Here is a 12,609-nt window from a genome sequence, read left to right on the forward strand (position 1 = left end):
GGCGCGCCGGTCCGCAGTGTCTGGTCAGGCCGCTCAGGCCGCCGGGGTCTGGGTGTAGAGCCACACGCAGTAGGCGACATAGATCAGCACGAAGCCGGCGCCGATGCTGCGGGAGATGCTGCGGAACGCAAGCATCGCCACCACCAGCAACAAGGTGACGGCCAGCATGACCGGGATGTCGAAGCTGGTCATCGTCGGCGCGATCGACAGCGGCTTGAGCAGCGAGGCGACACCGAGAATGCCCAGGATGTTGTAGATGTTCGAGCCGACGACGTTGCCGATCGCGATCTCGGAATGCTTGCGGAAGGCCGCGATCACCGAGGTCGCAAGCTCCGGCAGGCTGGTGCCGACCGCGACAATGGTCAGGCCGATCACCGCCTCGGAAACGCCGATGGCACGGGCGATCGTGGTGGCCGAGCCGATCAGGTAGTCCGCGCCGAGGATCAGCAGGACCAGGCCACCGATGATGTAGGCGGCCTGCTGCCAGACCGGCATGTTCGCCTGCTGCTGCGTCTCGTCTTGGTCTTCGGGGGACGTCTTGCTGTTGACCGCCGCATAGGCAACATAAGCCACCAGCAGGGCCACCATGACGCCACCGGCCAGACGGTCGATGATGCCCATGTAGCCCAGACCCAGCATCAGCACGGCCACAGCCAGCATGACGTAGAGGTCGCGCCGGATCCCGGCGATCATCGTCGGGATGGGGCTGATCAGGGCTGCAAGGCCCAGGATGAAGAGGATGTTGGCGGTGTTCGAGCCGACGACGTTGCCGACGGCGATATCAGCCGAGCCCTCGAAGGCCGCCTTGATGGACACGACCAGTTCCGGTGTCGATGTGCCGAACCCGACAACGGTCAGGCCGATGATCAGGGGAGACATCCCGATCTTGGCCGCCAGGGCGACCGCACCGCGAACGAGGGCCTCGCCGCCTGCAAACAGCAGCGCGAGGCCAATTATCAAAAACAGGATTTCCATCAGCATAGTTGTTGTGCCCCTTGCGCGCCCGCTTGCAGATCCGTCCCAGTCCGAAGTGGCTGCGTTTGAAAACCTGCAAAAGACGGCATGCCCAGAGCCTGCCGGTCTTTCAGCGTCAGTCCGGTCGTTGCGACCCGGCCATCGGGACCCGATACGCGAAACTGCTTAGCGGGTCCGTGCGAACTTGGGAGCCAATTGCCGTCTGTTCAAGACACGCTGGCGAAAATGCAGATGTTTTTCGCCGCAAACCCGGTTCAGCGCGCCAGGCTGGCTGCCTCGCGGGCGCGGGCCTCGATGCCCGACCAGTCCTCGGAGGCAATTGCCTTGGCATCGGCGATCCACGAGCCGCCGACGCAGAGCACGTTCGGCAGGGACAGGTAGGTCGGCGCCTTCTCGAGGCTGATGCCGCCGGTCGGGCAGAACTTGACCTGCGACAGGGGCGAGGACAGCGACTTGAGATAGGCGGCCCCACCGGCCTGTTCGGCCGGGAAGAACTTGAGGCGCAGGTAGCCCCGCTCGATCAGGGCCATCACCTCGGAGGCGGTGGCAGCGCCGGGCAGGAGCGGCACGTCATGATCGGCGGCAGCGTCCAGGAGCTTCGGCGTCGCGCCGGGGGAGACGATGAAACGCGAACCGGCCTTCACCGCCGCTTCGTACTGACCCGCGTCGAGCACGGTGCCGGCGCCCGGGATCGCGCCTTCGACATGGTCGGCGACGGCACGGATGGCTTCCAGCGCGCGCGGCGTGCGCAGGGTGATCTCGATCGCCGGCAGGCCGCCGCGCACCAGGGCCTGGGCCATCGGAACGGCGCTTTTCGGATCGTCCACGATCAGCACCGGGATGACGGGGGCTGCAAGCATCACGGCTTCGATGCGGGCGGTATCCTGAGCCATTCCAAAGGTTCCTTTCACTTGCGTCACGTGCGCGGACTGGGGTCTGCGGACCATCGTCCGGGACCGGGGACGCGCGACGGGGTCTGTGGCCGCGGGTCCGGTCAAGGGGACCGGCCCGCTCCTGCGGGCCGGCAGTCTCGTGCCTGTCCTGATCCGGTGCCGCTGCCCGTGCCTGGTTGCCCGGGCTCGGCCGCCGGATCGCGGCCATCCACCTCAGCTTCCGAAGACGTGGGCTCCCTCGTCCGCCGGGCCGACCATGGCGCGGAACCCGGCAAACAGGTCTCGTCCGACGCCGAACTGGTTGGCCGACAGATCCTTGGAGGCGAGCGGACGGGCGTTGAACTCGGCCGCGTCCACCAGCACTTCCAGGGCACCGGTCACCGCATCGATGCGGATGATGTCACCATCCTGGATACGGGCAATCGAACCGCCGTCACAGGCCTCCGGCGTGACGTGGATCGCGGCCGGCACCTTGCCGGAGGCGCCCGACATGCGGCCATCCGTCACCAGCGCGACCTTCAGGCCGCGGTCCTGCAGGATGCCGAGCGCGGGCGTCAGCTTGTGCAGTTCCGGCATGCCGCAGGCCTTCGGCCCCTGGAAGCGGACCACCGCCACCACGTCCGACGTCAGCTCGCCAGCCTTGAAGGCGGCCTGCAGGTCGTCCTGCGAGTGGAACACGCGAGCCGGCGCCTCGATCACGTGGCGTTCGGGGGCGACCGCAGACACCTTGATGACGGCCCGGCCGATGTTGCCCTTCAGCACCTTGAGGCCGCCGTTGGCCTGGAAGGGGGTGCTGACGGGGGCCAGCACCTTGTCGTCGCCCGACTTGGCAGGAGCCGGATCACGGCGCAGCGTGCCGTCGGCGTTGAGCTTGGCCTCCACGGTGTAGCCGTCGAGACCGGTGCCGTTGACCGTGCGGACATCCTTGTGCAGGTAGCCGTCCGACAGCAGCTCGCGGATCAGGAAGCCCATGCCGCCGGCCGCATGGAAATGGTTCACGTCGGCCTTGCCGTTCGGATAGACGCGGGCCAGCAGCGGCACCGCATCCGACAGGTCGGAGATGTCGTCCCAGGTCAGCCTAATGCCGGCGGCAAAGGCCATGGCGACCAGGTGCATGGTGTGGTTGGTCGAGCCGCCGGTGGCATGCAGGCCGACGACGCCGTTGACGATGGCCCGCTCGTCGATCACCTCGCCCACGGGGGTGTATTCGTTGCCCGAGGCGGTGATGGCGAGGGCACGCCGGACGGCCTCGCGCGTCAGCGCGTCGCGCAGCGGCGTGTTCGGGTTGACGAAGGAGGCGCCCGGCATGTGCAGGCCCATGATCTCCATCAGCATCTGGTTGGAGTTGGCCGTGCCGTAGAAGGTGCAGGTGCCCGGCCCGTGGTAGGACTTGCTCTCCGATTCCAGCAGTTCCTTGCGGCCGACCTTGCCCTCCGCATAAAGCTGGCGGACCTTGGCCTTCTCGTCATTGGAAATGCCGGTGGTCATCGGGCCGGCCGGGATGAAGATCGTCGGCAGGTGGCCGAAGGAGAGGGCGGCCATCACCAGCCCCGGGACGATCTTGTCGCAGATGCCGAGATAGACGGCCGCGTCGAACATCTGGTGCGACAGGCCGACGGCCGCCCCCATGGCGATCACGTCGCGGGAGAACAGGGACAGTTCCATGCCGTCCTGGCCCTGGGTCACGCCGTCGCACATGGCCGGCACGCCACCGGCCACCTGGGCCACGGCGCCCGCGTCCCGGGCGGCCTGGCGGATCAGCTCCGGATAGGTCTCGTAAGGCTGATGCGCCGACAGCATGTCGTTGTAGGCCGTGATGATGCCGAGATTGGGCACGACATCGCCGGCGAGCGCGGCCTTGTCGCCGGCCCCGCAGGCAGCGAAGCCATGGGCCAGGTTGCCGCAGGACAGGCGCGAGCGCACCGGCCCCTTGTCGGCGGCGAGGCGGATCCGCTCCAGATAGCGCGAGCGGCTGTCACGACTGCGGCGGGCGATGCGTTCGGTCACTTCACCGACACGGGCATTGATGGTCATTGACCTCTCCCTCAGGCTGCATCTGTTCCGGTCCCCAGCCCAGCACCGGCATCCAGACCGCGCGATTGCGCGAAACAAGACGTTGGATTCAATCGATTTAATGTTCACCCGGGAAATGGGCCCCGCAGGGCCCGGATCCAGGGGCCGGCTGCCGCGCGCCGCAGCAGCCGGAAGGTGCCTGTCAGATCCCGTCCTCGGCCCAGGTGCGGCCGTCCCGCTCGATCAGGGCGATCGAGGCGGACGGACCCCAGGTGCCGGAGGTATAGGCCTTCGGCTGATCCTTGGCCGCTGCCCAGATCTCGAGGATCGGATCGACCCAGGCCCAGGCCGCATCGACCTCGTCGCGGCGCATGAACAGGGTCTGGTTGCCGCGGATGACATCCATGATCAGGCGTTCATAGGCATCCGGGTTGCGGACCTTGAAGGCGTCCGCAAAGCTCATGTCCAGGGGAACCTGACGCAGGCGCATGCCGCCCGGGCCGGGATCCTTGATCATGACCTGCATCTTGACGCCCTCATCCGGCTGCAGGCGGATGATCAGGCGGTTGGCCGAGATGACGCCGGCTTCCGGCCCGAAGATCGAATGCGGGATCGGGCGGAACTGCACGACGATCTCGGACACGCGGGTGGCGAGCCGCTTGCCGGTGCGCAGGTAGAACGGCACGCCGGCCCACCGCCAGTTGGCGATCTGCGCCTTGATGGCGACGAAGGTCTCGGTGAGGCTGTCGTCGCGGCCGAGTTCGTCGAGATAGCCCGGCACCGCACCGCCGTCCGAAGCCCCTGCCTTGTACTGGCCGCGCACGATGTGCTTTTCGGCCAGTTCCGGGGTGATCGGGGCAAGGGCCTTGAGCACCTTCAGCTTCTCGTCGCGCACGCTGTCGGCGTTCATGGATTCCGGCGGCTCCATGGCCACGAGGCAGAGGAGCTGCAGGATGTGGTTCTGCACCATGTCGCGCAACGCGCCGGCGGTGTCGTAGTAGCCCGCGCGGCCGCCGACGCCGAGCGACTCGGCAACGGTGATCTGCACGTGATCGATGTGGGCCGCGTTCCACAGCGGCTCGAACAGCGCGTTGGCAAAGCGCAGCGCCATGAGGTTCTGCACCGTCTCCTTGCCGAGATAATGGTCGATGCGGAAGATCTGGTGTTCCTTGAACACCTTGCCGATGGTCTCGTTCAGCGCCTGCGCCGACTTCCCGTCCTTGCCGATCGGCTTCTCGATGACGACCCGCGTCTTCGAGGTGACGAGGTTGTGGCGGCCGATGCCGTCGCAGATGGTGCCGAAGAAGTCCGGCGCGACGGCGAGATAAAAGGCACGGATGACATTGGGGCGCGCGTTCAGGATCTTGCCGAGATCGGCCCAGCCGGCCTCGGCCGCCACGTCGATCGCGATGTAGGTGAGACGCGCCAGGAACCGCTTCACCGCGGCCGGCTCGAGGTCCTTGACGTGCTCGCCGAGCGCGCCTTCCGCCCAGGCCTGGTACTCGTCGTGGGTGAACTCGCGGCGCGAGGTGACGATGATGCGGGCACCGGCAGGAAGCTGGCCGTCGAGGTCGCGGTGATAGAGGGCAGGCAGGAGCTTGCGATGGGCAAGATCGCCGGTGCCTCCGAATACCACCAGGTCGAAATCATCCACCTCGATCACGCGTACGGCCATCAGCCAGATCTCCCGGAAACTGCGGCCCGAAGCGGCCGCCGGCAATTTTCAATCGTTTTAATAAGGGAAGAGGTTCTTTTGTGCAATGCCGAAGGGAGATTTCTTCCCTTAGGGCAGAAGCCCCCGGACCAGTCGGGCCGAGGGCTGCGCCACCCGGGTCGAAAGGGCGGGGCCCCTCTGGTCCCGCCCCGGCTTTCCCCCTTCAGTCCCCCGCTCAGGTTTCCCCACTCAGGCTGCCCACTTAGGCTGCCCACTTAGGCTGCGAGGTCCCGCGGAGGCTCCTTCGCGCCCGTCATGATGGCCACCGCATCCGACATCGAGAAGTCGCCCGGCCGGATGACGCAGGCCCGACGGCCGAGGCGGTGGATGTGGATCCTGTCCGCGACCTCGAACACATGCGGCATGTTGTGGCTGATCAGCACGATGGGCAAGCCCCTGGCGCGCACGTCGCGGATCAGGTCGAGCACGCGCCGGCTTTCCTTCACGCCGAGCGCTGCCGTCGGTTCGTCCATGATGACCACCTTGGAGCCGAAGGCGGCGGCCCGGGCAACCGCGATGCCCTGCCGCTGGCCGCCCGAAAGGGTCTCCACCGCCTGGTTGATGTTCTGGATGGTGAGCAGGCCCAGCTCGCTGAGCTTCTCCCGCGCGATCCGCTCCATCGCCTTGCGGTCGAGTGCCCGCAGGTACTTGCCCATGAACCCGGGCTTGCGGATCTCGCGGCCCATGAACAGGTTGTCGGCGATCGACAGGGCCGGCGACAGGGCAAGGTTCTGGTACACGGTCTCGATGCCGGCCTCCCTTGCCTGCATCGGCGAGCTGAACTGGACCGGCTTGCCCTCCAGACGGATCTCGCCCTCGTCCGGCGTGACCGCGCCCGAGATCGCCTTGATCAGCGTCGACTTGCCGGCCCCGTTGTCGCCGATGACGGCGAGGATCTCGCCCGGGTAGAGATCGAAGTCGGCATGGTCGAGGGCGACGACGCGACCATAGCGCTTGACGAGACCGCGGCCGGTGAGGACCGGGGCGAGGTGAGCGGAAGACTGGCTCATGACGCAACCTTTCTGATCCACTGGTCGATGGCGACGGCGGCGATGATCAGCGCGCCGATGAGGAGATAGGTCCACTGCGGATCGGTGCCGATCAGGCGCAGGCCGAGGGAGAAGACGCCGACGATCAGGGCGCCGAAGATCATGCCGAGGATCGAGCCGCGCCCGCCGAAGAGCGAGATGCCGCCGATCACCACAGCGGTGATGGATTCGATGTTGGCGAACTGTCCGGCGGTGGGCGACACCGAGCCGATGCGGCCGATCAGCGTCCAGCCGGCCAGCGCGCAGATCAGGCCCGCCAGCGTGTAGACCGAGATCCGGATCCGCGAGACGCGCACGCCGGCCAGTTCTGCGGCGTCCGGGTCATCGCCGATCGCGTAGACATGCCGACCCCAGGCGGTGTGGTTGAGCAGGTAATGGAACAGCAGCACCAGCAGGATCATCAGGATCACCCCGTAGGTGAACACCGCGCCGCCGATGTTGATCTTCTCGCCGAAGAACTGAAGGATCGGCGCCTGGGTGGAGATGTCCTGGCTGCGGATTGTCTCGTTGGCCGAATAGAGGAAATTCGAGGCCAGCACGATCTGCCACATCCCCAGCGTGACGATGAAGGGCGGGAGCCGCATGATCGCAACCAGAACGCCGTTGATGAAGCCGCAGAAGGCACCGACGGCCAGGCCGCACAGCACCGCAAGCTCCGCCGGCAGGCCGTAGCGGAAGGTGAACTGGCCCATCACCACCGACGACAGCACCATGATGGCTCCGACCGACAGGTCGATGCCGGCGGTGAGAACCACCAGCGTCTGGGCGACGCCGACGATGCCGATGACCGCGACCTGCTGCAGGATCAGCGTCAGCGAGAAGGGCGTGAAGAACTTGTCGCCGAGGATCAGTCCGAAGATGATGATGGAGGCGGACAGCACGATCAGCGGCACGCCCGCCGGGGCCGAGTGCAGCGCATGCTGGATCCTGGACAGAAGGCCCCGGTTGTGGCTGTCGAAACTGGCGACTTTGGTCGAGCTGCCCTCCAGCCCCTTCTCGAAATCCTGCCGCGTGGTTGTTTGTTCGCTCATCCTCTCCTCCCCATTTGGTCGGGGCGCTCCCCCCGCGGCCCTGGCCACGGGGGGAGCTGGCCCTCAGATCCGGGTCAACCCCAGCACTTGTTGAGACCTTCCTTGGTGTCGATCGACGGCACGCCGGCTGCCGGCTTGTCGGTCACCAGGGCAACGCCGGTGTCGAAGAAGGCCTTGCCTTCGGTCGGCTTCGGCTTGGCGCCGGTGTCGGCGAAGGTCTTGATCGCCTCGATGCCGAGCGAGGCCATCAGCAGCGGGTACTGCTGCGAGGTCGCGCCGATGACGCCCTCGGCCACGTTCTTGACGCCGGGGCAGCCGCCGTCGACGGAGACGATCAGCACGTCCTTCTCGCGGCCCACGGCCTTCAGCGCCTCATAGGCACCGGCGGCTGCCGGCTCGTTGATCGTGTAGACCACGTTGATCATCGGATCCTTGGTCAGCAGGTTTTCCATGGCCTTGCGGCCGCCTTCCTCGTTGCCCGAGGTGACCTCGTTGCCGACGATGCGCGGATCCTTCTCGTCGCCCCACTTGTTCGGATCGACCACGTCGATGCCGAAGCCGGTGAGGAAGCCCTGGTCGCGCAGCACGTCGACCGACGGCTGGCTGATCGACAGGTCAAGCATGGCGATCCTGGCGTCCTTGGTCTTGTCGCCCAGGGTTGCCTTGGCCCAGGTGCCGATCAGCTCGCCGGCCTTGAAGTTGTCGGTGGCGAAGGTCATGTCGGCGGCGTCGATCGGCTCCAGCGGCGTGTCGAGGGCGATGACGAGGATGCCGGCGTCGCGGGCCTGCTTGACGCTGTCAACGATGGCCTTGGTGTCGGACGCGGTGATCAGGATGCCCTTGGCGCCGTCGGCGATGCAGGTCTCGATGGCCGCCACCTGGCTCTCATGGTCGCCGTCCACCTTGCCGGCATAGGACTTCAGCGTGATGCCCAGTTCGGCCGCCTTGGCGGTGGCGCCTTCCTTCATCTTGACGAAGAAGGGATTGGTGTCCGTCTTGGTGATCAGGCAGGCGCTGGTCCCGGCGGCCTGCGCCGGCAGCGCGCCCATGGCGGCGAGAACGGAACCTGCGAGAAGCATCTTGCGGATCATTGGTTTTCCTCCCTGGCCGTTGGCAAAAGGTCTCCCGTCCGCAGGCCGACCAGTTGCCTGCAGATCGAAGGTCGGCGTGCGGTGCACGCATGTTCGGGCTCCTCAGGTGTGGAGCGGTTCCTCCGTCCGGATCATGCCGTTTGCGGCGGTCGATCCGTTTCCTCCTGTCAGGATCGCGGCCCGGGGGGAGAAGTTGAAGAACATCGGCAGGCTGGCCGCGCCGAGCGCGCCGGCATCCTGTCCGAAACTGCCCCGTTCCACCCGTGGTGCGCTCCGGGCCTCCGGAGCGCTGGCCTCCAGGTCCGCCTGCAGGCGGGCCAGAAGTCTCTGCAGCAGGCCGCCGTCGACGTCGCAGTCGACGACGACCAGCGGCACATCGAGAAGGGCATGGCTTGCCCGCACGGACGGCGTCAGCGCATCGATGCAGTCATCCAGCCATTCCTCGACCTCGACCCGGCCCGTGGCGATGGCCTGTTCGAGGTCGGAACGGGACGGGCGCAGGCCCGTTCCCGGTGTCAGATGCCGCGCCAGGGCCCCGAGCGAGGCCCGCGTCAGCAGGATGTCCCAGGCGCCGGCCGGGCGCGGGGCGCTGGCCAGCCGGCTCGGCTGGACCGGCATCACGGCCACGTCGGCGGCATTGCCCGTGCGGCCGCGCACCACGTCGCCGTGCAGGATCAGCCCGCCACCGATGGCCGGGCCAATGAACAGGTAGAGGAAATCGTCCTCGTGCCGGCCAAGGCCGTAGAAGAGCTCGGCCACCGCCGCCGCCGTGCCATCGTTCTCGGCAAAGACCGGCAGGCGGGTCGCCTTCTCGAGGGCCGCGGCCACATCGACCTCGTCCCACGGCTTGAAGTTCTCCGCCGGCAGCCCGAGTTCGCGCAGCCAGGCGCCGAGATTGAACGGCTGGGCGAGGCCGATGCCGGTGATCCGCCGCCGTTCGACCGGCGACAGCAGCTCATGCAGGCTCTCGATGTCGCGCCGGATGATGTCGATTGCCTTGTCGGGAACCGGCAGGATCATGTCATGGGCGCTGCGGCCGATGACGCGGCCGGAAAAGTCCACCAGCACCGTCTCGATGCCGGCGCGTCCCAGACGCACGCCGAAGCCGAAGGCGCCGCGCGCCGCCAGCCGCAGCATGGTTGCCGGCTGGCCGCGGCCGCCGTCGTGCCGCTTGCCGACTTCCTCGATCAGGCCGTCGCGGGCCAGCTCCTGGATGATGGCGCCGATCGCCGCATTGGTCAGGTTCGCTGCCCGCGCCAGATCGGCCTTGGATGCCTCGCCGGCCCGCCGCAGGATCTGCAGCACGATGCGTTCGTTGTAACGGCGCAGCTGGGCGGAGTTGCTGCCGCGTCCCGTGCCGGCACCGGCCCCCCGGCCTCCCTCGGATCTTGTCATTCAGCGTCCTCCCCGCGGCTGGCTGTCTGGCCTGCGGCACCGAATAATTATTGTTGAATTAATTAATAACGCGATCGGTCCCAGGTCAATCGGAATCCTGTGTTGCGTTGCGGCATTTCGTAGGTGCGACGCGGAATGAAACCGCCAAAATCCTGAAGTTCTTCAGAAATCTCGTTACGGCAGGCGGACAGTCCGGCAAGCAGGTGTGGCCCGACATTTGGTGCGCGCATAAATTGCCATTCGCGTTATCCTGCCCTAAATTTCTTTAGCTGCAAGGTGTTTTGTTGACAGGGCCGACAGCCCGTCGCAGCCTCGCAGGCGCCGCACATCTTTTTGGGCAGGTGCCGTAACGTTGCGGGTTGACGCAAACGGAAGGCCTGTACAAATCTGGCTTCAGGGTCCGGTAACAAGGACCGCCATCTGCCCTCGGGCAGTTCGACGGGGAAGGACATCCGGGCAACCGGATGGGGCCGGTGGGGGCACCGGTCGACGGCGGGCTGACAGACTGAGGGCAGGCGGGAACAACCACGGTGGAGACCGCCATGACGAATGCGGAGGAATTCGGCCCGGTGTTCCGGGCTCGCCCGGTGCACGACTATCTGGAGGAGACCATTCGCGGCTACGGCAAGTGCCGGGCCGTCGACTTTCTGGGCAAGACCTGGACCTATGCCGAGATCGGCGCCCTCATGAACCGGACGGCCGCCGGCCTGCAGGCCATGGGCGTGACCAAGGGCACCAAGGTCGGGCTCTGCCTGCCCAACACACCCTACTACCCGATCTTCTACTTCGCGCTGCTCAAGATCGGCGCCACGGTCGTCAACTTCAATCCGCTCTACGTCGAGCGCGAGATCGCCTTCCAGGCGCGGGATGCGGATGCCCGCATCATGGTCACGCTCGACCTGAAGGTCATCTATGACAAGGTCGAGGCGGTGCGCCGCGAGGGCATTCTCGACAAGATCATCGTCTGTCCCTTCACCGACATCCTGCCGCAGCCGAAGAAGTTCCTCTTCTCCCTGTTCAAGGGCAAGGAACGGGCGAAGGTGCCGGAAGATGCCGCTCACGTTGCCTTTGCCTCGCTGCTGACCCGTGGCGGCAAGGTCACGCCCGTCACGATCAACCCGGACGAGGACGTGGCCGTGCTGCAATACACCGGCGGCACCACCGGCGTGCCGAAGGGCGCGATGCTCACGCACACCAATCTGTCGGGCAACATCGAACAGATGAAGCGCGTCTTCTCGGCGGCCGAGATGGGCAAGGAGAAGATGCTGTGCGTGCTGCCGTTCTTCCACGTCTTCGCCATGACGGTGGCGCAGAACCTGGCCGTCGTGCTGGGGGCCGAGATGGTCCTGATGCCGCGCTTCGACCTCAAGATGCTGCTCGACACGATCAAGCGCACGCGGCCGAGCCTGTTCCCCGGCGTGCCGACGATCTACACGGCGATCAACAATTCGCCGATGACGGCCTCCTATGACCTCACCAGCATCAAGCTCTGCCTGTCCGGCGGTGCGCCGCTGCCGGTGGAGGTGAAGGAGAAGTTCGAGAAGCTGACGCGCTGCGTGCTGGTCGAGGGCTACGGACTGACGGAAGCCTCGCCGGTGGTCGCCGTCAATCCGCTCGACGAGAACCGTCGCGCCGGATCCATCGGCCAGGCCGTTCCCTGGACCGAGCTTGAGTTCCGCTCGCTCGAGGACCGCTCGAAGCCGGTCGCCGAGGGCGAGAAGGGCGAGCTCTGCGTCAAGGGCCCGCAGGTGATGAAGGGCTACTGGAAGCGTCCGGACGAGACCGGCCAGACGATCGAGGACGGGTTCCTGCACACCGGCGACGTGGGCTACCGGGACAAGGATGGCTTCATCTATCTGGTCGACCGCATCAAGGACCTCATCCTGTGCTCGGGCTACAACGTCTATCCGCGCATGATCGAGGAGGCGCTTTACCAGCACCCGGCTGTCGAGGAGACCATCGTCATCGCCGTTCCGGACACCTACCGCGGTCAGGCGCCCAAGGCCTTCATCAAGGTCCGCGCCGGGCACAGCGTTTCGGCCGACGACATCAAGACCTTCCTGAAGGACCACCTGTCGCCGATCGAGATGCCCCGGGATATCGAGTTCCGCGAGGCCCTGCCCAAGACCATGGTCGGCAAGCTGTCGAAAAAGGAACTGGTCGAGGAAGAAGCCGCCAAGCGGGCGTCTGCCTCCGCGGCCTGACCGCGCGGGTTTTCTGTCGCCTGACGGCGGGGGGCCCCGGGCCTGTCGCCGTCTCGTGCTCCCGGTCCGCAATCTCCGGTGGCCCTGCCAGTCCTGCTGGCAGGGCCGCCTGCTTTCGTCTCCTGCCTCGAGCTGCCGCAGAGCTGCGGACGGACCGGCATCAGGCGGAGCCGCAGGGGAACGGCGTGACGGGGTTGGCGGGACGGGGCTGGCCGGATGGGGGGCTGCGCGTTATTCTCCTTGC

9 protein-coding genes are annotated in these 12,609 nt (G+C 66.6%); 1 reads left to right on the forward strand and 8 read right to left on the reverse strand.

Annotation, left to right across the window (positions count from 1 at the left end):
• Positions 1-33: 33 nt before the first annotated feature.
• The 8 genes from GWI72_RS02385 to GWI72_RS02420 form a co-directional block, all read right to left on the reverse strand.
• A complete protein-coding gene (locus tag GWI72_RS02385; protein ID WP_179956007.1) occupies positions 34-975 on the reverse strand; it encodes a calcium/sodium antiporter in 942 nt (313 codons plus the stop codon).
• Between the two features lie 254 nt (positions 976-1,229).
• On the reverse strand, positions 1,230-1,868 hold the full coding sequence (locus tag GWI72_RS02390; RefSeq protein WP_161675415.1) for a 2-dehydro-3-deoxy-phosphogluconate aldolase: 639 nt from the start codon (positions 1,866-1,868) through the stop codon (positions 1,230-1,232).
• Between the two features lie 213 nt (positions 1,869-2,081).
• Entirely contained in the window at positions 2,082-3,902 is a 1,821-nt protein-coding gene (gene edd, locus GWI72_RS02395; protein ID WP_161675416.1) for a phosphogluconate dehydratase, read from the reverse strand.
• Positions 3,903-4,083: 181 nt separating this feature from the next.
• Complete coding sequence (gene zwf, locus GWI72_RS02400; RefSeq protein ID WP_161675417.1) at positions 4,084-5,556, reverse strand: glucose-6-phosphate dehydrogenase; 1,473 nt, start codon at positions 5,554-5,556, stop codon at positions 4,084-4,086.
• A 254-nt stretch (positions 5,557-5,810) separates the two neighbouring features.
• On the reverse strand, positions 5,811-6,605 hold the full coding sequence (locus GWI72_RS02405; protein WP_161675418.1) for an ATP-binding cassette domain-containing protein: 795 nt from the start codon (positions 6,603-6,605) through the stop codon (positions 5,811-5,813).
• Positions 6,602-7,675, reverse strand: a complete 1,074-nt coding sequence (locus GWI72_RS02410) for an ABC transporter permease (protein ID WP_161675419.1) — start codon at positions 7,673-7,675, stop codon at positions 6,602-6,604. The genes GWI72_RS02405 and GWI72_RS02410 overlap by 4 nt, the downstream gene beginning before the upstream one ends.
• Before the next feature lie 74 nt (positions 7,676-7,749).
• Positions 7,750-8,766, reverse strand: coding sequence for a sugar ABC transporter substrate-binding protein (locus GWI72_RS02415; protein ID WP_161675420.1), 1,017 nt, complete (start codon positions 8,764-8,766; stop codon positions 7,750-7,752).
• Positions 8,767-8,868: 102 nt separating this feature from the next.
• Positions 8,869-10,161, reverse strand: a complete 1,293-nt coding sequence (locus GWI72_RS02420; protein ID WP_161675421.1) for an ROK family transcriptional regulator — start codon at positions 10,159-10,161, stop codon at positions 8,869-8,871.
• 542 nt (positions 10,162-10,703) lie between these two features.
• On the opposite strand from GWI72_RS02420, the gene GWI72_RS02425 reads away from it, so the two are divergent.
• The gene (locus GWI72_RS02425; protein ID WP_161675423.1) at positions 10,704-12,365 is read left to right on the forward strand and encodes a long-chain-fatty-acid--CoA ligase; all 1,662 of its coding nucleotides are present in this window, start codon (positions 10,704-10,706) and stop codon (positions 12,363-12,365) included.
• The last annotated feature ends 244 nt before the right edge of the window (positions 12,366-12,609 follow it).

This window comes from Pannonibacter sp. XCT-53 (assembly GCF_009915765.1).
In the GTDB taxonomy this organism is placed as follows: domain Bacteria; phylum Pseudomonadota; class Alphaproteobacteria; order Rhizobiales; family Stappiaceae; genus Pannonibacter; species Pannonibacter tanglangensis.